Origin of the sequence: Methylobacillus flagellatus KT, assembly GCF_000013705.1 — a bacterium.
GTDB lineage: Bacteria > Pseudomonadota > Gammaproteobacteria > Burkholderiales > Methylophilaceae > Methylobacillus > Methylobacillus flagellatus.
Genome location: NC_007947.1, coordinates 1,582,068 through 1,603,270, shown reverse-complemented (window position 1 = coordinate 1,603,270; position 21,203 = coordinate 1,582,068). Strand labels below are relative to the sequence as shown.

At 56.8% G+C, this 21,203-nt stretch carries 21 protein-coding genes and 2 pseudogenes; 12 read left to right on the top strand and 11 right to left on the bottom strand.

Features of this window, described 5'->3' with window-relative positions:
• Nucleotides 1-9: 9 nt before the first annotated feature.
• Entirely contained in the window at nucleotides 10-2,976 is a 2,967-nt protein-coding gene (locus tag MFLA_RS07665) for a Tn3 family transposase (RefSeq protein WP_011479717.1), read from the bottom strand.
• Between the two features lie 2 nt (nucleotides 2,977-2,978).
• Nucleotides 2,979-3,539 carry a recombinase family protein gene (locus tag MFLA_RS07660; RefSeq protein WP_011479716.1) on the bottom strand — a complete coding sequence of 187 codons (561 nt, stop codon included), beginning with the start codon at nucleotides 3,537-3,539 and terminating at the stop codon, nucleotides 2,979-2,981.
• 186 nt (nucleotides 3,540-3,725) lie between these two features.
• On the opposite strand from MFLA_RS07660, the pseudogene MFLA_RS14885 reads away from it, so the two are divergent.
• The 9 genes and pseudogenes from MFLA_RS14885 to MFLA_RS07625 form a co-directional block, all read left to right on the top strand.
• Nucleotides 3,726-3,860, top strand: a pseudogene (locus MFLA_RS14885) (winged helix-turn-helix domain-containing protein); the annotation flags it as partial.
• A gap of 240 nt (nucleotides 3,861-4,100) precedes the next feature.
• Nucleotides 4,101-4,580 carry an arsenate reductase ArsC gene (locus MFLA_RS14880; protein WP_048811914.1) on the top strand — a complete coding sequence of 160 codons (480 nt, stop codon included), beginning with the start codon at nucleotides 4,101-4,103 and terminating at the stop codon, nucleotides 4,578-4,580.
• A 40-nt stretch (nucleotides 4,581-4,620) separates the two neighbouring features.
• On the top strand, nucleotides 4,621-4,989 hold the full coding sequence (gene arsD, locus MFLA_RS07650) for an arsenite efflux transporter metallochaperone ArsD (RefSeq protein ID WP_011479714.1): 369 nt from the start codon (nucleotides 4,621-4,623) through the stop codon (nucleotides 4,987-4,989).
• Nucleotides 4,990-5,006: 17 nt separating this feature from the next.
• Nucleotides 5,007-6,770, top strand: coding sequence for an arsenical pump-driving ATPase (arsA, locus tag MFLA_RS07645; protein WP_011479713.1), 1,764 nt, complete (start codon nucleotides 5,007-5,009; stop codon nucleotides 6,768-6,770).
• A gap of 28 nt (nucleotides 6,771-6,798) precedes the next feature.
• Nucleotides 6,799-7,251, top strand: coding sequence for a CBS domain-containing protein (locus MFLA_RS07640; protein WP_011479712.1), 453 nt, complete (start codon nucleotides 6,799-6,801; stop codon nucleotides 7,249-7,251).
• Nucleotide 7,252: 1 nt separating this feature from the next.
• Entirely contained in the window at nucleotides 7,253-8,539 is a 1,287-nt protein-coding gene (locus tag MFLA_RS07635) for an arsenic transporter (RefSeq protein ID WP_011479711.1), read from the top strand.
• Between the two features lie 17 nt (nucleotides 8,540-8,556).
• On the top strand, nucleotides 8,557-8,703 hold the full coding sequence (locus tag MFLA_RS14540) for a hypothetical protein (protein WP_195741975.1): 147 nt from the start codon (nucleotides 8,557-8,559) through the stop codon (nucleotides 8,701-8,703).
• 34 nt (nucleotides 8,704-8,737) lie between these two features.
• A pseudogene (locus tag MFLA_RS07630) lies at nucleotides 8,738-9,211 on the top strand (MBL fold metallo-hydrolase); the annotation flags it as partial.
• A 60-nt stretch (nucleotides 9,212-9,271) separates the two neighbouring features.
• Entirely contained in the window at nucleotides 9,272-9,646 is a 375-nt protein-coding gene (locus MFLA_RS07625; protein ID WP_011479708.1) for a hypothetical protein, read from the top strand.
• 51 nt (nucleotides 9,647-9,697) lie between these two features.
• Here MFLA_RS07625 and MFLA_RS07620 read toward each other — a convergent pair whose 3' ends face one another.
• The 5 genes from MFLA_RS07620 to gloB all read right to left on the bottom strand — a co-directional run bounded on the left by MFLA_RS07620 (nucleotide 9,698) and on the right by gloB (nucleotide 15,688).
• A complete protein-coding gene (locus MFLA_RS07620) occupies nucleotides 9,698-10,522 on the bottom strand; it encodes an ABC transporter permease (RefSeq protein ID WP_011479707.1) in 825 nt (274 codons plus the stop codon).
• Nucleotides 10,519-11,538 (bottom strand): ABC transporter permease, encoded by a 1,020-nt coding sequence (locus MFLA_RS07615; protein ID WP_011479706.1) that lies wholly within the window; start codon nucleotides 11,536-11,538, stop codon nucleotides 10,519-10,521. The genes MFLA_RS07620 and MFLA_RS07615 overlap by 4 nt, the downstream gene beginning before the upstream one ends.
• Before the next feature lie 58 nt (nucleotides 11,539-11,596).
• Nucleotides 11,597-13,252 (bottom strand): peptide-binding protein, encoded by a 1,656-nt coding sequence (locus MFLA_RS07610; protein WP_011479705.1) that lies wholly within the window; start codon nucleotides 13,250-13,252, stop codon nucleotides 11,597-11,599.
• 12 nt (nucleotides 13,253-13,264) lie between these two features.
• The gene (locus MFLA_RS07605) at nucleotides 13,265-14,821 is read right to left on the bottom strand and encodes a lytic transglycosylase (protein ID WP_011479704.1); all 1,557 of its coding nucleotides are present in this window, start codon (nucleotides 14,819-14,821) and stop codon (nucleotides 13,265-13,267) included.
• Nucleotides 14,822-14,935: 114 nt separating this feature from the next.
• Nucleotides 14,936-15,688: a hydroxyacylglutathione hydrolase gene (gloB, locus tag MFLA_RS07600; RefSeq protein WP_011479703.1), complete on the bottom strand. Its 753-nt coding sequence runs from the start codon at nucleotides 15,686-15,688 to the stop codon at nucleotides 14,936-14,938.
• 51 nt (nucleotides 15,689-15,739) lie between these two features.
• Here gloB and MFLA_RS07595 point away from each other — a divergent pair, with 51 nt between their 5' ends.
• From MFLA_RS07595 to dnaQ, 3 genes are read left to right on the top strand one after another with little or no spacing between them, the layout of a single operon-like run.
• The gene (locus tag MFLA_RS07595; RefSeq protein WP_011479702.1) at nucleotides 15,740-16,462 is read left to right on the top strand and encodes a class I SAM-dependent methyltransferase; all 723 of its coding nucleotides are present in this window, start codon (nucleotides 15,740-15,742) and stop codon (nucleotides 16,460-16,462) included.
• Nucleotides 16,455-16,910, top strand: a complete 456-nt coding sequence (gene rnhA, locus MFLA_RS07590; protein ID WP_011479701.1) for a ribonuclease HI — start codon at nucleotides 16,455-16,457, stop codon at nucleotides 16,908-16,910. Before MFLA_RS07595 ends, rnhA begins: the two co-directional genes overlap by 8 nt.
• A 9-nt stretch (nucleotides 16,911-16,919) precedes the next feature.
• Nucleotides 16,920-17,609 (top strand): DNA polymerase III subunit epsilon, encoded by a 690-nt coding sequence (gene dnaQ, locus MFLA_RS07585; RefSeq protein ID WP_048811632.1) that lies wholly within the window; start codon nucleotides 16,920-16,922, stop codon nucleotides 17,607-17,609.
• Nucleotides 17,610-17,617: 8 nt separating this feature from the next.
• Here the strand turns inward: dnaQ and queD are convergent, their stop codons facing one another.
• The 4 genes from queD to MFLA_RS07565 all read right to left on the bottom strand — a co-directional run bounded on the left by queD (nucleotide 17,618) and on the right by MFLA_RS07565 (nucleotide 21,168).
• Complete coding sequence (queD, locus tag MFLA_RS07580; protein ID WP_011479699.1) at nucleotides 17,618-18,058, bottom strand: 6-carboxytetrahydropterin synthase QueD; 441 nt, start codon at nucleotides 18,056-18,058, stop codon at nucleotides 17,618-17,620.
• Between the two features lie 61 nt (nucleotides 18,059-18,119).
• A complete protein-coding gene (locus tag MFLA_RS07575; RefSeq protein WP_011479698.1) occupies nucleotides 18,120-19,043 on the bottom strand; it encodes a histone deacetylase family protein in 924 nt (307 codons plus the stop codon).
• Nucleotides 19,040-19,903, bottom strand: coding sequence for a ribosome small subunit-dependent GTPase A (gene rsgA / locus MFLA_RS07570; protein ID WP_011479697.1), 864 nt, complete (start codon nucleotides 19,901-19,903; stop codon nucleotides 19,040-19,042). The genes MFLA_RS07575 and rsgA overlap by 4 nt, the downstream gene beginning before the upstream one ends.
• Nucleotides 19,904-19,914: 11 nt before the next feature.
• A complete protein-coding gene (locus MFLA_RS07565; protein WP_048811631.1) occupies nucleotides 19,915-21,168 on the bottom strand; it encodes a M48 family metallopeptidase in 1,254 nt (417 codons plus the stop codon).
• Between the last annotated feature and the right edge of the window lie 35 nt (nucleotides 21,169-21,203).

The following is a 21,203-nucleotide window of genomic DNA, read 5'->3' as shown; positions in this document are numbered from 1 at the left end:
AATCGTACGCTAAGCCGGTTGCAGCGGCCGTAGCGGCCTGAACTTGCCTGCGCCGATCTTGGCGCTGCTACGCCAGAGGTAATCGCCAGTCAGGTTGATGTGTTCCCAGCCGAGCGGCGACAGGTACTGCAACAGACCGTCATCGACGGTCTGGCCGTGGCCACGCAAGGCGTTCGCGGCCCGTTCCAGATAGACCGTATTCCAAAGGACGATGGCCGCCGTCACCAGATTGAGGCCGGAAGCGCGGTAGCGCTGCTGCTCGAAACTGCGGTCACGAATTTCCCCCAGGCGGTTGAAGAACACGGCACGGGCCAGTGCGTTGCGCGCCTCGCCCTTGTTCAGCCCGGCATGCACGCGGCGGCGCAGCTCGACGCTTTGCAGCCAGTCCAGGATGAACAGCGTGCGCTCGATGCGCCCCAACTCGCGCAGGGCGACGGCCAAGCCGTTCTGGCGCGGGTAGCTGCCGAGTTTGCGCAGCATCAGTGAAGCCGTCACCGTGCCCTGCTTGATCGAGGTGGCCAGCCGCAGGATTTCATCCCAATGGGCGCGGACGCGCTTGATGTTGAGCGTGCCGCCGATCATCGGCTTGAGCGCGTCATAGGCGGCGTCGCCCTTCGGGATGTAGAGCTTGGTGTCGCCCAGGTCGCGGATGCGCGGCGCGAAGCGGAAGCCCAAGAGGTGCATCAGGGCGAAGACGTGATCGGTGAAGCCCGCCGTGTCGGTGTAGTGTTCCTCGATGCGCAGGTCGGATTCGTGGTACAGCAGGCCGTCGAGCACGTAGGTCGAGTCGCGCACGCCGACGTTCACGACCTTGGTGTGGAATGGCGCGTACTGGTCGGAAATGTGGGTATAGAACGTCCGCCCTGGGCTGCTGCCGTATTTCGGGTTGATGTGGCCGGTGCTCTCGGCCTTGCTGCCGGTGCGGAAGTTCTGGCCGTCCGACGATGACGTGGTGCCGTCGCCCCAATGCTCGGCGAACGGGTGGCGGAACTGTGCATTGACCAGCTCGGCCAGCGCCGCCCCATAGGTTTCGTCGCGGATGTGCCAGGCTTGCAGCCAGGCCAGCTTGGCGTAGGTCGTGCCGGGGCAGGACTCGGCCATCTTGGTCAGGCCCAGGTTGATCGCGTCTGCCAGGATCGTGGTCAGCAGCAGGTTCTTGTCCTTGGCCAGGTCGCCCGACTTCAGATGCGTGAAGTGCCGGGTGAAGCCCGTCCATTCGTCCACCTCCAGCAGCAGTTCGGTGATCTTGACGTGCGGCAGGATCATCGCCGTCTGGTCAATCAGGGCCTGCGCAGTGTCGGGTACCGCCGCATCAAGCGGCGTGATTTTCAGGCCCGATTCGGTGATGATGGCGTCTGGCAGGTCATTGGCCAGTGCCATGCGGTTGACGGTGGCGAGCTGCATTTCCAGCAGCGTCAGCCGGTCGTGCAGGTACTGGTCGCAGTCGGTGGCCACGGCCAGCGGCAATTCGCTGGCCCGCTTTAGGCTGGCGAATTTCGCGGGCGGCACCAGGTAGTCCTCGAAGTCCTTGAACTGGCGCGAACCCTGCACCCATATGTCGCCGGAGCGCAGCGCGTTCTTCAGCTCCGACAGCGCGCACAGTTCGTAGTAGCGCCGGTCGATGCCGGCGTCGGTCATCACCAGCTTCTGCCAGCGCGGCTTGATGAAGTCTGTCGGCGCGTCGGCAGGCACCTTGCGGGCGTTGTCGCTGTTCATGCCGCGCAGCACGTCGATGGCCTCCAGCACGTCCTTGGCGGCGGGCGCGGCCCGCAGCTTGAGCACGTCGAGGAATTCCGGCGCGTAGCGGCGCAGCGTGGCGTAGCTCTCGCCGATGCGGTGCAGGAAATCGAAGTCCTCAGGCTGCGCGAGCCGCTGCGCCTCGGTGACGCTCTCGGCGAAGGCGTCCCAGGACATGACGGCCTCGATGGCGGCGAACGGATCGCGGCCCGATTGCTTGGCCTCGATCAGTGCCTGACCGATGCGGCCGAACAGCCGCACCTTGGCGTTGATCGCCTTGCCGGATGCCTGGAACTGCTGCTGATGCTTGTTCTTGGCGGCGTTGAACAGCTTGCCCAGGATGCGGTCATGCAGGTCGATGATTTCGTCGGTAACGGTGGCCATGCCCTCAATGGCGAGCGCCACCAGGGTCGCGTAGCGGCGCTGCGCCTCGAACTTGGCCAGGTCGGCAGGCGTCATCTGGCCGCCCTCGCGGGCGATCTTGAGCAGCCGGTTCTGGTGAACCAGCCGCTCGATGCCGGAAGGCAGGTCGAGTGCCTGCCACGCCTTGAGGCGTTTGATGTGTTCGAGCATGTGCCGCGAGTTCGGCTTAGCGGGCGACTGGCGCAGCCAGGCAAGCCAGGTCGTTTGGCCGTTGTCCCGGCGCTTGAGCAGATCGTCGAGGCGGCGGCGATGCCCGTCCGACAGCGGCTCGGTCAAGGCGTCGTAGATGCGCCGGTTGGCGCGGGTGATTGCTTCGGCACAGACGCGCTCGATGACATCCAGCGTCGGAATGATGATGTGCCGGTGGCGCAGCGCATCGAGGACGCTGGCGGCCAGCACGATGCCCTTGTCGGTCTGCAAGGCCAGCTCGGTCGTGGCATGGACGGCCTGCCGATAGTGCGCCAGGCCGAACGGCTCCATGCCCAGGTACGCCCGCAGTTCGAGCAGATGCTCGCGCCGGGTTTCCTCCCGCTCAGCATACTGCGGCCAACACACCGGGTCGAGCCGCAGTTGCCGTCCGATCCATTGCAGCAGGGACATCGGCACCGCGGCGTCGGGAAGCAGGCCCTGACCGGGGAAGCGCAGCAAGCACAACTGCACCGCGACACCCAGTCGGTTCGCATCCCCACGTCGCTGGCGAATCAGTGACAGGTCGGCCTCGCTGAACGTGTAGTGCCGGATCAATTCATCTTCGGTATCGGGTAACGCTAGCAGGCTTGCCCGCTCGGCGGCGGTCAGAATGGAGCGTCGGGGCATGGTCAGTCGTCCGTTCTCAGGTATTGGTAGAGGGTTTCGCGGCTGATGCCGAACTCGCGGGCGAGCTGGGCTTTCTGCTCGCCGGCAGCGGCCCGTCGGCGCAGCTCGGCGACCCGCTCCGGCGAGAGCGCCTTCTTTCGACCCCGGTACGCACCGCGCTGCTTGGCGAGCGCGATGCCCTCGCGCTGCCGTTCACGGATCAAGGCCCGCTCGAACTCGGCGAACGCGCCCATCACCGACAGCATCAGGTTCGCCATCGGCGAGTCCTCGCCAGTGAAGGTCAGGCTCTCCTTGACGAACTCGATGCGCACACCGCGCTGAGTGAGCTTCTGCACCAGGCGGCGCAGGTCGTCCAGGTTGCGCGCCAGGCGGTCCATGCTGTGCACCACCACCGTATCGCCCTCGCGCACGAAGGCGAGCAGCCGTTCCAGCTCGGGGCGCTGGGTGTCCTTGCCCGACGCCTTGTCGGTGAACAGCCGGTCCACCAAAACATGCTCAAGCTGGCGTTCCGGGTTCTGGTCAAAGCTGCTGACGCGAACGTAGCCGATGCGTTGACCGTGCAACGTGTCCTCCTGAGGGTAATGTGTCAGGAAGAAATCTATGACCCTTGACGGCGGATGTCAATTAATTCGGAAGGCGACTCTATTCTGACGCTTGCGCATTGGACGGTCTGACGCCAGGTTAGGGTATAGTCTAAGCGGACAGAGCAACGCGCTTGCATCGTTTGATATTTGTAGTATTATTTAAATATGGAAAAGCAAGTCGCAACATCGATCTTCGAATCCCTCTCATCGGGCTTGCGCTTGGACGTGTTCAGGCTGTTGGTCAAGAAGGGGCCAGACGGCATGGTGGCGGGCGAGATTGCGAACGCGCTGGATGTGCCGCCGGCCAACCTCTCTTTTCACCTGAAGGCGCTGTCACAAGCTCGCTTGGTGACGGTTGAGCAGGAGGGCCGCTTCCAACGTTACCGAGCGGACATCCCGTTGATGTTGGATCTGATCGCTTACCTCACGGATGAGTGTTGCACTGGCAGTCCCGCTAAATGCGTAGAAAAGGTTGCTGCCTCGAACTGCGCCAAGGAACTGTTGCCCCCCCCTGTCACCCACTCCAACGAAAGCGACAACATGAATATCCTGTTTCTTTGTACCGGTAACTCCTGCCGTTCTATTTTGGCGGAAGCGGTCTTTAACCACTTGGCTCCGACAGGCTGGAAAGCCATGAGTGCGGGAAGTCAGCCGACCGGGACCGTCCATCCGCGTTCCCTGGCGCTCTTGGCGCGTGAAGGTATCGACACGAACGGACTGCACAGTAAATCATGGGACAACCTGCCGCAGGTCCCGGATGTGGTCATCACCGTGTGCTCGAATGCTGCTGGGGAAACCTGTCCGGCGTATCTTGGCGCGGTACTGCGTGCGCATTGGGGTGTTGACGATCCCGCTCATGCCACAGGGACCGAAGCGGAAATCGAAGCAGCGTTCACGGCGGCCTACCGTATCTTGCGGCGTCGCATCGAAGCTTTCCTCGCGCTGCCGTTGGTGGAGCTTGCGCGCGACCGGACACGCTTGAAGGCGGAACTGGATCGGATTGGGGCGCTTTCGGCGTAGTTTTTTTAACTTATATTTGAATACTTGATGGAGAGTTTAAATGAAGAAGATCGAAGTGTTTGACCCATCGCTGTGTTGCAGCACCGGCGTCTGCGGCGTGGAGGTTGACCAAGCCTTGGTGACTTTTGCTGCTGATGTTGATTGGGCGAAGCAGAACGGCGCGCACATCGAGCGCTACAACCTGGCGCAGCAGCCACAGATGTTTGCCGACAACGCGACCGTAAAAGGATTTTTGCAGCGCTCCGGTCAGGGTGCGCTACCACTGATCCTGGTCGATGGTGAAGTGGCGCTCGCGGGACGTTATCCGAAGCGGGCTGAATTGGCCCTCTGGATCGGCATTGATCAACCGGCAGACGCCGCCAAGCCGGCGACGGGCGGTTGCTGCTCCGGCCCGCGTGGCTGCTGCTGAACAACATGGAGAAAACAATGATGAAATTCCTGCAACTTCCTCCCCGTTTTCTGTTTTTCACGGGCAAGGGTGGCGTCGGCAAGACCTCGATTGCCTGCGCCACGGCCATTCAGTTAGCCGAAGCCGGAAAGCGCGTCCTCCTGGTCAGTACCGACCCGGCATCCAATGTCGGGCAGGTATTTGGTGTCGATATCGGTAATCGCGTCACACCGATTCCGGCGGTTCCACGTCTTTCTGCTCTGGAGATTGATCCCGAGGCAGCGGCCAGTGCCTATCGGGAGCGCCTGGTTGGCCCGGTCCGCGGCGTGCTTCCTGATGACGTGGTGAAGGGCATCGAGGAATCGTTGTCCGGCGCGTGTACCACCGAAATCGCCGCATTTGACGAGTTCACTGCGCTACTGACCAACGCGGCACTCACGGCTGATTACGAGCACATCATCTTTGACACTGCGCCCACCGGCCACACCATCCGCTTGCTGCAACTGCCGGGCGCGTGGAGCGGTTTCCTGGAAGCTGGCAAGGGTGATGCCTCGTGCCTAGGCCCGCTGGCCGGTCTGGAAAAGCAGCGTACTCAGTACAAGGCGGCTGTTGAAGCCTTGGCTGATCCGCTGCAAACCCGCCTGGTGCTGGTCGCTCGCGCCCAGCAGGCGGCCTTGCGCGAGGTCGCCCGAACCCACGAAGAACTGGCAGCCATAGGCCTCAAACAGCAACATCTCGTCATCAACGGCATCCTGCCGCACGTCGAAGCCGCTACCGACCCGCTGGCCGCTGCAATCCACGAACGGGAACAAACAGCGCTGAAGAACATCCCGGCTACGTTGACTGCGCTTCCGCGTGATCACGTAGAACTTAAGCCCTTCAATCTCGTCGGCCTTGAAGCACTGCGGCAGTTGCTGACCGACCTTCCTCCACAAGCACCCGCAGCGGTTGATTCCCCGATCGAACTCGACGAGCCCAGCGTGGCCGAGCTGATCGACGGCATCGCGGCGGATGGACACGGGCTGATCATGTTGATGGGCAAGGGTGGTGTAGGCAAGACAACCCTGGCGGCCGCCATCGCGGTCGAACTGGCGCATCGCGGCTTACCGGTGCATCTGACGACCTCCGATCCTGCTGCCCACTTGACCGACACACTGGATTCCTCGCTCGATAATCTGACCGTGAGCCGAATCGATCCGCATGCCGAGACCGAGCGCTATCGCCAGCACGTCCTGGAAACCAAGGGCGCTCAACTCGATGCCGAAGGTCGCGCGCTGTTGGAAGAGGATTTGCGTTCGCCCTGCACGGAAGAGATTGCTGTCTTCCAGGCGTTCTCCCGCATCATTCGCGAGGCCGGGAAAAAGTTCGTCGTCATGGACACGGCCCCGACCGGGCACACCTTGCTCCTGCTCGACGCGACGGGTGCGTATCACCGCGAAGTGTCACGACAAATGGGCAAGACCGGCGTGCACTTCACGACGCCGATGATGCAATTGCAGGACCCGAAGCAAACGAAGGTACTCGTCGTCACGCTGGCGGAGACGACGCCGGTACTGGAGGCCGCCAACCTGCAAGCTGATTTGCGCCGTGCCGGGATCGAGCCCTGGGCCTGGATCATCAACACCAGCGTGGCGGCAGCTTCGGCCAAGTCGCCGTTACTGCGTCAGCGTGCGGCCAACGAGCTACGCGAAATCAGCGCTGTGGCGAATCAGCACGCGGACCGTTACGCGGTTGTCCCGCTGCTGAAGGAAGAACCGATCGGTACAGAACGACTGCGTGCGCTCATCCATCCTCAAGCATAAGAGATCGACCATGTTGATCTGAAATTTCATGACGCCCGATCCGGTAACCGTTCAACCTGAGACACCGGTTGACGACATTGCGAGGCTGCTGCTTGCCCATCGTATCAATGGTCCAGTGATCGAAGGCGCTGGTCGGCTGATCGGCGTTGTGACTGCGGAGGACTTGATTCACCGGGGCGCGGACGAACGGCTCGAACCCCGTGAATCGGTCTGGAAGGAGAACTTCTGGGTTTCCTTTCTTGGCCCAAAAGGGACGCAGCGCGACAAGGCCGGGGGGCGTACTGCCGCAGAGGTAATGACCACGGAAGTGCATAGCGTCGCGGCGGCCATGCATCCCTCCGTTGCAGCCCGGCTGATGGTGGATCATCACTTAACGTCCCTTCCTGTCGTGGAGGATGGGAAAGTGATCGGCGTCATCTCCCGGATTGATCTCTTGAGCCTTCTTAAAGAACTCGAAAACCCCCTGAAAAGAGAGAATTGACGTGATTGCTGCCCTATTGATTTTTCTTGCCACTATCGCCTTGGTGATCTGGCAGCCGCGCGGGCTGGGCATTGGCTGGAGTGCGACGCTTGGCGCTGTCGTGGCGTTACTGTCCGGTGTCGTTCACTTCGGTGACATTCCTGTCGTCTGGCAGATCGTCTGGAACGCCACAGCCGCATTCATTGCCATCATCATCATTAGCCTGTTACTCGATGAGGCCGGGTTTTTCGAATGGGCAGCCTTGCACGTCGCACGCTGGGGCGGAGGGAAAGGACGTCTGCTGTTTGCGCTGATCATCCTGCTGGGTGCAGCCGTCGCCGCGCTTTTCGCCAACGATGGCGCAGCACTGATTCTCACGCCAATCGTCATGGCCATGTTGTTGGCACTGGGGTTCAGTCCGGCGGCAACGCTCGCCTTCGTCATGGCGGCCGGTTTCATCGCAGATGCCGCCAGCTTGCCGCTTGTCGTATCCAACCTGGTTAACATCGTCTCTGCCGACTTTTTCAATATCGGGTTCAATGACTACGCTGCGGTGATGGTTCCAGTGAATATTGTCGCCATCATTGCCTCTCTGGCCGTGCTGTCGATCTATTTCCGCCGCAGCATCCCCGCACGCTACGACGTGAATCAATTGAAACAGCCGAAAGAGGCCATTCGCGATGTGGCTACGTTTCGTTTCGGCTGGGTGGTTCTGGCCCTGCTGCTGGTCGGATTCTTCGGCCTTGAGCCGCTAGGCGTGCCGGTTAGCGCCGTGGCTGCCGCAGGCGCCCTGCTGTTGCTCGTAGTCGCTGCGCGCGGGCATGTCATCAGCACCCGCAAAGTGATCCGTGAAGCGCCTTGGCAAATCGTCGTTTTCTCGCTGGGAATGTATCTCGTGGTCTATGGGTTGCGTAACCAAGGACTGACGGAGCATATCGCAAGGCTGCTGGATTACTCCGCACAAGGCGGCGTATGGGGTGCCGCCTTTGGAACTGGCTTCCTCACAGCGCTCCTGTCCTCGGCCATGAACAACATGCCTACGGTACTGGTGGGCGCCCTATCCATTGATGCCACGAGCGCAACGGGCGTGGTGAAGGACGCGATGATCTACGCCAATGTGATTGGTAGTGACCTGGGGCCGAAGATCACCCCCATCGGCTCGCTGGCGACGCTGCTTTGGTTGCATGTGCTGGCGCGCAAGGGAATGACAATCACATGGGGATATTACTTCAAGGTGGGCATTGTGCTAACCGTCCCCGTACTCGCGGCGACCCTGGCAGCGCTGGCACTGCGCCTGAGTCTCACTTGATGCGCGCGGAGCGCTGTTTGCAGACATACAGTATTGGAGTGAAGCAGTACCTGTCGCCGCTCGGCTGGGAACACATCAACCTGACTGGCGATTACCTCTGGCGTAGCAGCGCCAAGATCGGCGCAGGCAAGTTCAGGCCGCTACGGCCGCTGCAACCGGCTTAGCGTACGATTTTTTCCGTTTTCTGAGACGACCCCCTTATATGGTAAGCCGGATGCCATGGAGCATATCGTCAGCAAGTTCGGCTACGCGATCCGCGATCCGGGCGATTATTGGGATCTCCCCATTCTGAGTGTGAGTCCGGTAGAGCAGGCATTCGAGCTCTTCAATGTGGAAATCATTCCCGTGCCTATCCTGCACGGCCGGCTGGAAATGTATGGCTACAGGCTTGGTCGGCTAGCTTATCTCACAGACGCCTCAGCTATTCCAGAAGCGTCGCTGGAATTGCTGCAAGGTCTTGATGTCCTGTTGCTGGATTGCTTGCGCTATACTCCGCACTACACGCATTTCAGTCTTGAGCAAAGTCTGGAGCAGGCCGCTATCATCGGCGCCAAGCAAACCTACCTCATCCATATGACGCATGAAATGGAGTATGAGGCGGTCAGCAAAATGCTGCCATCATCAGTGCAGGTAGGGTATGATGGCCTCAAGCTTGAAATAGCTGATTTTTAATGCAAAGGGCTTGCCGCATGACGGATGAGTCCGACATATAGAGGAAGAAGGAGTTGTTGTATGGCTTTGCACAAAAAATATCTACTGGTGGCTGGTGCCTTGCTTGCATCTGTCATGGTGAATGCGCCCCTGATGGCCGAACCCAAAAAGACGACCTATACCGAAGAGGAGTTTCTGAACGCATTTGGCAACAAGACGCGTAGCGTCGTTGCCAAGCAGCTTGGCGAGCCACTCAAGAAAGAGCAGTCTGTGAAGCCAAGCAATGCCTCCAACATCATTGGGCGTCCTACGGAAAAACAGGGCAAGCCTGACCAAGTGGAGATGTGGTACTACAAGGACCTGGTGAAGTATGATCCTAAGCGGACCTATAAAACCATTGAACTGACATTTGTAAATGACCGATGCGTGAATATCGCATTCTTCAATAATCGATAAATCAAAGCCGGGGTTTCCCGGCTTTTTGTTTTTACCAATAGGCACGCAGCGTCAGTGTGACTGCGAGGAGCGTGGATCATAAGCATCGCGCAAACCCTCGCCAAACAGGTTGTATCCTAATACTGTGATCAGAATCGCCAGACCAGGGAATAGGGATAGCCACCAGGCAAATTGAATATACTCCTTGCCGTCGGTGAGAATGTTACCCCATGATGCTTGTGGGGCCTGTACGCCTAATCCCAGGAAGCTCAAGCCTGATTCAATCAACACTGCACTGGCCACGCCGAGTACTGAACTAACAATCACCGGCGTCATGCTGTTAGGCAGTAAGTGTTTGAAGATCAAGCGATTGTCGTTGGCGCCAAGGGTTTCCGCCGCCATGACGAATTCGCGGTTGCGCAGGCTGAGAAATTCGGCCCTCACGAGACGGGTAACACCCATCCAAGAAGTCAGCCCGATGATAATCATGATGTTCCAGATGGATGGCGTCAGGAATGCAATGACGGCCAGAATCAGGAAAAAAGTCGGGATCGACAGCATGACATCGACCGCCCGCATGATGACCACGTCCACCCAGCCGCGATAATAGCCTGCGATGGCGCCAAGGATGATGCCGATAAATGTGGCAATGCCAACGGCAACCAATCCTACCAGCAGGGAAATGCGCGCGCCGAACAGCATACGCGAGAATACATCACGGCCCAGGGCATCGGTTCCCATCCAGTGAGCGGAAGAAGGGCTGAGCAGGATCGCCTTGACGTCAATGGCCTCCGGGTCGTAGGGCGCGATCAAGGGTGCAAACAACGCCAGCAGGAAAATACTGGTAATGATGATGAAGCCTGCAAGGGCTAACGGGTTGGATAGCACACGCTTCATTGCATGACTCCACGGCGTACTCGAGGGTCGGCCCAGGCGTAGGCAAGGTCGGCCATGAGGTTGCCAAGCAGTGTCAGGGCTGAGCCTATGGTCAAGATGCCCATGATGACAGGGAAGTCCCGCATCAGAACAGCGTCATAGAATAACTTTCCCATGCCAGGGATGGCAAAGATGGACTCCGCAATCACCGAGCCGCCAATCAGCCCGGGGATGGAAAGACCGAGAATCGTGATCAGCGGCAATAATGCGTTGCGTAAGGCATGGCCATACACGACGGTATGCTCAGGCAGCCCTTTGGCGCGGGCAGTCGTGATGTAGTCCTGGTGCAATACGTCCAACATCCCATTGCGCACGAACAAGGAAATGCCAGCCAGCCCGCTCAGTGCCGAGATAAAGACTGGTAGCACGAGATGCTTTAAAGCATCCCAGGTATACGCAAGCCAGTGCATGTGCTCCGCATCCTGGCTATGCAGGCCTGAAATAGGCAACCAGTCATGAACGACGCCGGTCCAGTACATCAGTAACAATGCTAGCCAGAAGCCGGGGACGGCGAAACCAACAAATACAAACAAGGTAATGGCCCGGTCCGGCAGCCGGTTCTGCGTCAGGGCGGAGATGACGCCCAGCGGTAGCGCAACGAGAATGATTAAACCCAGGCTCAGGACATTGATGAGCAGGGTAATTGGCAGCGCCTCCTGGATCATGCCCGGTGTGACATTGCCATTCTTGTCCTTGGTTTGCCAGAACACGGGGCGCTGGTGAGAAGCAAATGAAGTGCCGAAATCCAGTTTGGCCATGCGCTGCAGCCACAAGCCATACTGCACGATCACAGGTTTGTCGAGGTTATATAATTCACGCAGCTTCTGGCGTGACTCTTCGCTTGCCTTGGGGTCGAACCCGGCTTCGGTCATGGTGATGTCGCCCGGGGCGAGATGAATAATCAGGAAGGAAACCAGGCTGATGCCGATCAGCAACGGCACCATCCAGAACAGGCGCTTCAATAAATATTTCAGCATGCGCTAGCCTTTCGACGAGGCAAGTGATGCGCAGGGCGGCCGCCAGTATTCATCTTCCTCACTGGCTGATCTCCATGCGTCGCAAAGGCCTGGGAATATACCAGTCCTGAGTGTTGTGTCCAATCCCGGCGGGCGGGGCAGGGTTGTCGATGCCTTTGATGCGTTTATGTATGGCTTGCAGGCCATAGCCTGCGAACAAATAGACAATAGGGCTATCTTCGAGCAGGATTTCAGCAAACTCGTGATAGATGCGCATGCGCTTGTCGGGATCGAGTTCCATGCGGCCACGTTCCAACAGTCGGTCAACGCGCTGATTCTTATACCCGATGAAGTTGAACTGTCCGGGCGCCTGTTGAGATGAGTGCCAAATGGCATATTGATCAGGGTCGATCGCCAGCTGCCATCCAAGCAACACTACATCGAAATCACCGGTCTTGATGAAACGACCGATGAAACTGGCCCACTCCAGCACCCTGATCCGCACATCAATGCCGATTTCCTTGAGCCGGCGCTGAATCAGGACTGCGCTCATTTCACGCTGTTTGTTCTGATTGGTCAGAATTTCGAACGAGAGAGGCTTGCCGTTACGCTCCATGATGCCATCCTTGTTTTTTCTGAACCCGGCTTCCTCGAGTAAAGCTTGAGCTTTGGCCGGATCATAGCGGTATGGCTGGAGGTGGGGGTTGGACCAACGGGTGCCCGGCTTGTAGGGCGAAGCCACCGGCTCTCCCATGCCGAGCAATACTCCGTCGATCAACTCCTGTTTATCGATGGCATAGTTAATGGCCTTGCGCACCCGAGCGTCATTGAAAGGCTTGCGCTTAAGGTTGAAGCCAAGATAGGTATAGCTATTGCCCAACTCTTTATAGAGCGAGAATTTCTTCTGCAGCTCGGGCCTGGCGGGGAAGATGCGAGCATATTGCACCGGCGACAAGGTCATGGTGTCGATATTGTTAGCCATCAACTCCAGAAACTGCGAGGCCTCATCCGGAATGAACCTGCTGACCAGGCGCTCTATGCGCGGCACTCCCTGTGTTGACAAGGGATTGCTTACAAGAGATATCTGTTCGCCGGGACGCCATTTCTCCAGCTTGTAGTAATGGCTGCCTACTGGATTGCGGGCAAAAGGCGTATTGTTGATATCCTTGCCCTCAAGCAGATGCTTGGGCAGGATGTCCAGCCCGGCCCAGGAATTGACCGCTGGAGCATAAGGCTCGGCATAGCTGACTCGGAATGTGCGTTCATCAGGCGCCTCTGCCTTGATCACAAGTTTATAGTCCGAGGCATACGGTGTCCTCGTATTTTCATCTGTGATAAGCCTCCATGTGAAGAGGACATCTGCACTGGTGAGCGGCTTGCCATCCGACCATTTCAGGTTGGGTTTAAGTTTGAAGGTGATGACTTTCTGGTCTGGCGATATTGCCCATGATTCTGCCAGCTCCCCTTCGAACTCCAGATTCTTGTCGTAACGCAATAAACTGCTGAAAATATTCTGCGCAACTGCAGATGCTGCCGATTCTCCGGCGATCATCGTAATCAGGCCGCTCGGTTCACCGCGGGTGGCATCGATCATCGTGCCGCCATACTCAGGCGGATATTCAAGGTCGTAATTGACGATTGGTTCTATTGGCGCACGACCACAAGCAGAAAGGCAGACAGCCAGCAATACTGTCAGCGCTGCAACATGGCTCAAGTCAGATAAGGAATCACGCATGTGGAAAAGCCATCAAGCCTCGCCTGGACGGGAAACCGTCAGCTTGTTGCCAGGAACGATGTGAGAATTGGTCAGATTGTTCCAACGTTTTAAGTCTTTGCTATGCACATCAAACTTACGTGCAATGCTGTCCAGGGTGTCGCCACGCTTGACGACATAATGGCGGCTAGGCGCCTTGGATGCGGGTTTTATTGATGAGGTTGCCAGCATCAGCGTCTGACCTGGCTTCAAGGCGCTGGATTTCAGGCCGTTCAGACTCATCAACTGCTTACTGCTCATGTTGTAGCGTTTGGCGATGCCGCTGATGGTATCGTCACTCTTGACGATATGCTTGTTAGTGCCGGAAGCTGGTGCACTGGCGGCAATGTTGGTTAACCGGTCATGCTCGGTGACGGCAATCTCAGCACTGTCGCCTGCATTAGCCTGTAAAGGCACCAGCAAGGGCATATTGTGGACAAGGTTATTCGTCGTCAGGCCGTTGACCTCGCGCAGTTTTACCGGATCGATGCCGAATTTGCGGGCGATATTGTCCATGCGATCGCCTCGCTTGGCGTAATAGGTTTGCCAATTGACCAGTGGCTTGTCGTACACGGCCAGATTGCTGGTAAAAGTTTGTGCCGCAGTGATCGGCAATAGAATTTCATGTACCTGCCCTTTGGCAGTCAGTACCGGGCGGTTGTATTCAGGATTCAATGAGGAAAATTCCTCGATGGTAATGCCTGCCAGCTCTGCAGCCAATTCCGCGTCTATCTTCTGCGGAGCCGTGACCTTGACGAAGTAAGGTCGATTGGGAATGCTCTGTACATCCAATCCGTAGCGTTGCGGGTTGGTCATGATGTTCTTGATCGCCTGCAGCTTGGGCACGTAGTTTTTGGTCTCATCAGAAAGCTCAAGGCTCTGATAGTCAGTAGGAAGCCCAAGGCTGCGGTTACGAGCGATGGCGCGGCTCACAGTGCCTTCTCCCGCGTTGTAGGCTGCCAGGGCGAGATCCCATGTGCCAAACATGATGTAAAGCTTTTGCAGATAGTTAAGGGCGGCATTGGTGGCTGCCGTGATATCCCTGCGGCTGTCAGTCCACCAATCCTGCTTGAGACCGAAATTCTTGCCGGTCGATGGGATAAATTGCCAGATTCCCGAGGCGCTGCTGCGCGAAAGTGCAAGGGGATTGAACGCGCTTTCTATCATAGGTAGAAGCGCAATTTCTGTCGGCATGCCGCGTTTCTGCACTTCTTCTACTATATGGTAGAGATAGCGTTGGCTACGTTCGACCATGCGTTTGACGTAATCAGGGCGGGATGAGTACCAGCTTTCATGCGTTTGGATGATGGGGGATTGTAAGTCCGGGATACCGTAGCCATCTCGAATGCGTTGCCATAAATCCAGGGTAGCGAGATTTTCCTCGTTCTGAAGGTGTGTGCCATCGGGCATGTAGCTTGCTACGTCATCACTGGGATAGTCTCCAAGGATGATGATTTCATCGCCGACCACATTGGTGACAGCATAAGCTGCGGGAGCTGTAATGATGGGGGACGCCAGTAATACCAGCTTCAGCAGGGACTTCACAGTCATTCACATTTCTCGTGATGGCTTGGGGTGCTAGGATAGTAGCGAATGAGGGAATGCAGCGTCAAGCCTATGACGGAAATAAACGACGCACTTGAAGTCATTTCATTATCTTAATGATTAAAAATGATTTCTCATTTCACGAATTGCTGCAAAGACGCTCACTGGATCAGTGGCTGCACTTTTTGATGCTGCGATTATCCCGGGTTCATGACAACGCAAAAAGGGGTTGGTCGCCAACTCTAGCGCCATGCTGGATGGCAGGCTGGGCAAACCTTGTGCGCGTAAGGCGGCCGTTGCTTCTCGGCGGGAAAGCAGCGCTTCATGGTGGGGCTCCAGGGATAAGGCGAATGCCAGGTTGCGCTCGGTATACTCATGTCCACAATACACCCTCGTGTTCACAGGTAATTGGGCGAGCTGTTGTAGCGAAGAGTACATTTGCCCAGGCGTACCTTCAAACAATCTACCGCATCCAGCACCAAACAAGGTGTCTCCACTGAACAGCATACCATCGCCATAATAGGCCACATGGCCAACAGTATGTCCAGGAACGTCCAGTACCGACAGGGACAGTGCAATTCCTGGAATATCCAGCCTGTCGCCAGCGGTGACTGGATGATGAGGGAAGGAAAATTGTTCTTTGGCAGGTGCGAATACCTGGGCGGAGGTGGCCTGGATTAGCTCCTCGACACCCCCTGTATGGTCCTGGTGGTGGTGAGTAACCAGAATCGCACGCAGCTGCAAACCGCGCGCATCAAGTATTTCCAGCACCGGGTGCGCATCACCTGGGTCTACTACCAGGGCGTGTCCGTGCTGGTGCAACAGCCAGATATAATTGTCCTCGAAGGCAAGAATCGGGATAATCTCAAACATTAAAGTGATCGGTCCAAGCGTGATGCCTATTAATGATATGTTGAGGGCCCGATGTCAATAGAGAAGCAGGAGCAATGGCTTGAGAGCCCTTTAGGGCAATACCTGCAGGAGCAGGAACAGGCATTGTTCGACCAGGTGGTGCACGATATCTTCGGCTTCAATGCCATGCAGTTCGGCATGTTGAAAATGCCATTGTTGCGGCATTGCCGGATCCCATATCAATTCAATGCAGATGGCGGGGGTGGCGCCATACGCTGCGCGCCCCATCAACTTCCCTTTCAAGCGGAGAGCCTGGATTTACTGCTATTGCCGCATACTCTGGATTTTAGCGAGCATCCGCACCAGACGCTACGTGAAGCCGCGCGTGTCCTGGTACCTGAAGGACACATCGCCATTACCGGCTTCAACCCGGTCAGCACCTGGGGGGCACGCCGCCTGGCAAGCGATCATGAAATCTATCCCTGGGATGCCAATTTTCTCAGTCTGATGCGGATCAAGGATTGGCTGACGCTATTGGATTTTGAGGTTATCGAAGTCAGGATGGCCTGCCACATGCCACCTTTCCGCAATAGCAGCGGCCAGGGTAAACTCCGCATGATTGAGCGCCTAGGGGCGAGGTTTTGGCCCTTGATGGGTGGGGTCTACTTTGTGCTCGCGAAAAAGCGTGTCATCGGCATGCGCCTGATCAAACCCGCATGGAACAAATCCAAGCTCAAGGCAGGCCTATTGCCCACACCAACCCAGAGGACGGATATACAGAATAAACATGAGTAGCAACGTGATCGAAATCTATGCAGATGGCGCCTGTAAAGGCAACCCAGGGCCCGGCGGCTGGGGAGCGTGGCTCTCATTTGCCGGCCATGAAAAAGAGCTGTGGGGAGGCGAATTGGTGACGACCAATAACCGTATGGAGCTGACCGCGGTCATCCGGGCGCTGGAGGCTTTGAAGCGCCAATGTTCTGTCAGGATTTATACGGACTCGGTGTATGTGCAGAAAGGCATCACTGAATGGGTACATAGCTGGAAAGCCAGAAACTGGCTCACCAGTGATAGAAAACCTGTGAAGAATGTCGATCTCTGGAAGGCACTGGATAGTTTGGTGCAACAGCATCAGGTGGAATGGGTCTGGGTCAAGGGGCATGCGGGCAATGTGGGCAACGAACGCGCCGATGCATTGGCCAACAAGGGTGTTGACCAGGTATTGGGTCGAGAGGTGGTATAGGGAATGAGTATGCGGCAAATTTTTCTGGATACTGAAACCACTGGGCTTTATCACGCTCAAGGGCATCGCATTATTGAAATTGCCGGGGTTGAGCTCGTCAACCGCAGGCTGACCAATAACCACTTCCATGTCTACCTCAACCCGGATCGTGAAATTGATGAGGCGGCGCAGGAGGTTCATGGCATCACGCTGGAATTCCTGCAGGACAAGCCGCGCTTTGCCGATATCGTCGATGAGTTCCTGCAATTCGTTTCAGGGGCAGATCTGATTATCCACAATGCACCGTTTGATATCGGCTTCCTCAATGCCGAGCTCAATAGGGTGGGGCGGCAAAACATCGAACATAGCGTGCTTGAAATTATCGACACCCTGAAAATGGCCAAGGAAATGCGGCCTGGGCAACGCAACAATCTCGATGCGTTGTGCAGGCACTACGGCATAGACAATTCCTCACGTACCCTGCATGGCGCCTTGCTGGATGCAGAGTTGCTTGCTGATGTCTACATGGCGATGACCCGCGGGCAGGAAAGCCTGATGATTGATATGCTGGATCAGGGGCCAATAGAGGGTAGTGGAGAGATCAGGTTGACGCGCAGCAAGCCATTACTGGTCTTGACCGCCAGCGAGGCCGAGCTCGCAGCTCATGAAGAATATCTGCAGGCTATGAGCAAGAGTGGCGCCTGCGTTTGGCCCCAGTGATATGTGGCTTAAGCCAACGCGTCAGCCCAGCTGTTAGGGGTCTCGTAGAGACGGACGCGTTCTAGCTTTAGCTGAGTGCCGTAGGTATCGTGGTATTGTGCCTTGAGAATGCGGAACGCCTCTGCCGCCATATTTTCCGCCGTTGGCACACTACTGAAAATGACAGTCTTGTGGTTGGGCAGGCTGCGCAGGAACTCCAGCACGACTTTATCGCCTTCGTATACCAGGAAGGCATGATCCCATTGATCCACGACGCAGCGCTTGGCTATGGCCTTGACGTCGGAGAAATCCATGACCATGCCATGATCGGATGCGCCTTCCTGCTCAATAATATTCCCCGAAAGCGTGATTTCCAGCGCATACCGGTGCCCATGAAGGTTACGGCACTGGCTTTTGTGGCTGGGGATACGGTGTCCGGCGTCGAACTCAAGGCGAGTGGTGATTTGCATGGCGCGATTATAACAGCAAAGACTATCGTGACTTCAGCATCCTGATGGATGCCTTCAGTCGTCAAAGTCCTGCCAAGGTCCTGACATGGATTGTTGCCGATTCCGCGAGCGATGGGAGATGGTAGCCGCCCTCCAGCAGGGATACGATGCGATTGTCTGCATGTTGCTCGGCGATTCTCATCGCGAACTGCGTGATCCAGTGGTAATCCTCACCTTTTAGCATCAACTGTGCCAGTGGATCGTTTGCATGTGCATCAAATCCAGCAGAGATGAAGACCATTTGGGGCTGGAATCGCTGCAATGCGGGTTCGAAGCGCAGCAGGAACGCTTCGCGAAATGCTGCGCCGTCGCTTTCCGCAGGCAAGGGAACATTGACGATATGGTCCAGGCGCGTATCTGCCCCACTGTGCGGATAGAAAGGATGCTGGAAGGTGGAGCACAGCATGACGCGCGGGTCGTTACGGAAGATATCCTCGGTGCCATCGCCGTGATGCACATCAATATCGAGAACCGCAATGCGCTTGAGTTTGTAGGAGGCCAGCGCATAAGCAACGCCTGCTGCAATATGATTGAAAATGCAAAAGCCTGCAGCGCGCGCCCTGCCTGCATGATGTCCTGGCGGTCGGACACAACAGAATGCATTGGTTACTTGCTTTTGCATGACCAGATCAACGGCTTTGATAACGGCGCCGCTAGCATGCAGGCAAGCCGACAATGACATTGGCCCCATGGCGGTATCCGGGTCCAGCCTCACGATACCGGCGCGAGGCGCAATGCTGCGGATATGCTTGATATAGGCAGCATCATGTACGCGCAACAGTGCTTCATCCGTGGCTTGGGGAGCCTCGTGGCGCTGCAGCTTATCTAATAACCGGTGTTCTGCCAACGCGTCCATGATGGCCGTGATGCGTGCTGGTGACTCGGGATGCAGACCATCCATGACATGCAGCAGCGTATCAGGATGAGACACCAGCGCGGTGCTCATGGAATTTCCTGGCGTAACTGCTGATAACAGGCAAATCGGCGCGGCAATATGTCGCCGGCGTCTACTGCCGCCTGGATGGCACAATCAGGTTCCTTGAGGTGTCGGCAATTGTTAAACCGGCATTTCCCGAGGTAGGGCCGGAACTCGACAAACGCGAGCTCCAACTGTTCGGCATTCAAGTGATGCAAGCCAAATTCCTGAAGGCCTGGGGAATCGATCAGCTTGCTTTCGGCATCCAAGTGATAGAGGTGCGCTGCTGTGGTAGTGTGTTTGCCGCTATCAAGCACAGTCGAGACTTCCTGGGTTCTGACCATTTTTCCCGGCAGCAATGCGTTGACGATAGTGGATTTTCCCATGCCAGACTGACCAACCAGCACGCTCGTCTCCCCTCGGAGCCAGGGCTTGAGCGGGGCAACATTATCCCGTGCCGACAAAGGCTGGATATTGTAGCCAAGTGCAGCATAGTCTTGCAGTCTCAACATGGCCTCGTTGGCATTGTCCAGGTCGCATTTGTTAAGCACAATCAATGCCTTGACTCCGGCGGCCTCACATGCCACGAGACAACGATTCAAGAGTTCCTCATAAAAACTGGGCTGCGTCGCCAGCACAATGACTGCCTGGGTCACGTTGGCGGCAAGCATCTTGCTGCGAAAGCTATTGCTGCGATAGAGCAGGCTGCTTCTAGGCTCGAGCTGCTCTACCACGCCTTCTCCCGGGCCAGTCAGCCTGACTTTGACCTTGTCGCCGCAGGCAAGGTCTGTTTTCTTCCCTCGGGTCACGCAGCTCAGCTCCGTACCATCCTCCAGCTCCACTCCGTAGCGCTTGCCGTAGGATGCAACCACCAGTCCGTTTAAAAGCATATTGGACAAGGCTAGTGTACGATCAATGCATTAAGCCGGGAAATACGAATGCTGGCTGGCGGATGTGAATCATAAAATGCCGAATGCAGCGGGTCTGGTGTCAGCGTGGACGCGTTGTCACGGTAAAGCTTGACCAATGCCTCGACCAGGTAGCGTGCGTCGGCATTCTGTGCAGCATATTCATCTGCCTCGAACTCGTTCTTGCGCGAGTAACCTGCAAGTAGGGGGCGCAACAGGAACAAGAACACTGGAGTAACCAGCAGGAACAAGATCAGCGCCATATAGTCGCTGGGCTGTTGAACGCCGAGCCCGGCATAAAACCAATCCTGGCGGGCAAGCCATCCAAGCAAAGCTAGCCCAATGAAGCTGACGAAAAACATCAAGGCGATACGCTTGATCACATGTTTGTGCTTGAAGTGACCGAGCTCATGAGCGAGGACAGCTTCAATTTCATTTCCATTCAGGCGCTCCAGCAAGGTGTCGAAAAAGACGACTCGCTTGCTTGCGCCGAAACCGGTGAAGTAGGCGTTGCCATGACTGCTTCGGGTGGAACCGTCCATGACGAACAATCCTTGCGACTTGAATCCGCACTTAGTCAACAGGGCTTCGATGCGCTGTTTCAGCGACTCATCGCCCAGCGGGGAGAATTTGTTGAACATAGGCGCAATGAATGTCGGATAAATCGCCAGCATCAACAGATTGAACAAGCTCCATACCACCCACAAGTAAAACCACCAGTAGTCGCCAGCACCCTGCATGAGCCAGAGCGCGGCAAACAGCAGAGGGGCACCAAGCAACAATCCGACGATCCCATGTTTGACCATGTCCTTGAAGTACATCGCAGGCGTCATTTTATTAAAGCCGAAATGTTGGTCGATCACGAAGGTACGGTAATAGTCGAAGGGCAGGTCCACCACGCTGCTCACCAGCAATGCACTCAGAATGACCGCAGCCCCGCGGATGATGTCGTGATCTGGCAATAGGCCGCGCCATATTTCATCTATCAGCTGCAGCCCCCCGCCTATCGTCAGCAGTAATAACAGCACGGCCTGAACCGTGGTTTCCACAAGGGCAAGACGCGTCTTGGCCGAAGAGTAATCTGCTGCTTTCTGGTGAGCACCCAGACTGATGCTGGAGCTGAATGCATCCGGTACTTTGTCTCGGTGACGCTGGATATAGTGGACATGCCGCCTACCCAGCCAGATCCGGACAAGGGTAGTGAATACGAGGAGAGAGATGAACAGGATAGTCAGGTTCGTTGCCATCATTTTGCTTATTTATCAGTTAGAATATCACGCTT

Bases quoted from the DNA above. Each gene is read 5' to 3' on its own strand.
- MFLA_RS07640 (WP_011479712.1), top strand. From the start codon at position 6,799: ATGACGCCCGATCCGGTAACCGTTCAACCTGAGACACCGGTTGACGAC.
- rsgA (WP_011479697.1), bottom strand. From the start codon at position 19,903: ATGCTTTTAAACGGACTGGTGGTTGCATCCTACGGCAAGCGCTACGGA.
- MFLA_RS07625 (WP_011479708.1), top strand. From the start codon at position 9,272: ATGGCTTTGCACAAAAAATATCTACTGGTGGCTGGTGCCTTGCTTGCA.
- arsD (WP_011479714.1), top strand. From the start codon at position 4,621: ATGAAGAAGATCGAAGTGTTTGACCCATCGCTGTGTTGCAGCACCGGC.
- MFLA_RS07565 (WP_048811631.1), bottom strand. From the start codon at position 21,168: ATGGCAACGAACCTGACTATCCTGTTCATCTCTCTCCTCGTATTCACT.
- rnhA (WP_011479701.1), top strand. From the start codon at position 16,455: ATGAGTAGCAACGTGATCGAAATCTATGCAGATGGCGCCTGTAAAGGC.
- dnaQ (WP_048811632.1), top strand. From the start codon at position 16,920: ATGCGGCAAATTTTTCTGGATACTGAAACCACTGGGCTTTATCACGCT.
- MFLA_RS07575 (WP_011479698.1), bottom strand. From the start codon at position 19,043: ATGAGCACCGCGCTGGTGTCTCATCCTGATACGCTGCTGCATGTCATG.
- MFLA_RS07665 (WP_011479717.1), bottom strand. From the start codon at position 2,976: ATGCCCCGACGCTCCATTCTGACCGCCGCCGAGCGGGCAAGCCTGCTA.
- MFLA_RS07595 (WP_011479702.1), top strand. From the start codon at position 15,740: ATGTCAATAGAGAAGCAGGAGCAATGGCTTGAGAGCCCTTTAGGGCAA.
- gloB (WP_011479703.1), bottom strand. From the start codon at position 15,688: ATGTTTGAGATTATCCCGATTCTTGCCTTCGAGGACAATTATATCTGG.
- MFLA_RS07605 (WP_011479704.1), bottom strand. From the start codon at position 14,821: ATGACTGTGAAGTCCCTGCTGAAGCTGGTATTACTGGCGTCCCCCATC.
- MFLA_RS07615 (WP_011479706.1), bottom strand. From the start codon at position 11,538: ATGCTGAAATATTTATTGAAGCGCCTGTTCTGGATGGTGCCGTTGCTG.
- arsA (WP_011479713.1), top strand. From the start codon at position 5,007: ATGATGAAATTCCTGCAACTTCCTCCCCGTTTTCTGTTTTTCACGGGC.
- queD (WP_011479699.1), bottom strand. From the start codon at position 18,058: ATGCAAATCACCACTCGCCTTGAGTTCGACGCCGGACACCGTATCCCC.
- MFLA_RS14880 (WP_048811914.1), top strand. From the start codon at position 4,101: ATGAATATCCTGTTTCTTTGTACCGGTAACTCCTGCCGTTCTATTTTG.
- MFLA_RS07610 (WP_011479705.1), bottom strand. From the start codon at position 13,252: ATGCGTGATTCCTTATCTGACTTGAGCCATGTTGCAGCGCTGACAGTA.
- MFLA_RS07620 (WP_011479707.1), bottom strand. From the start codon at position 10,522: ATGAAGCGTGTGCTATCCAACCCGTTAGCCCTTGCAGGCTTCATCATC.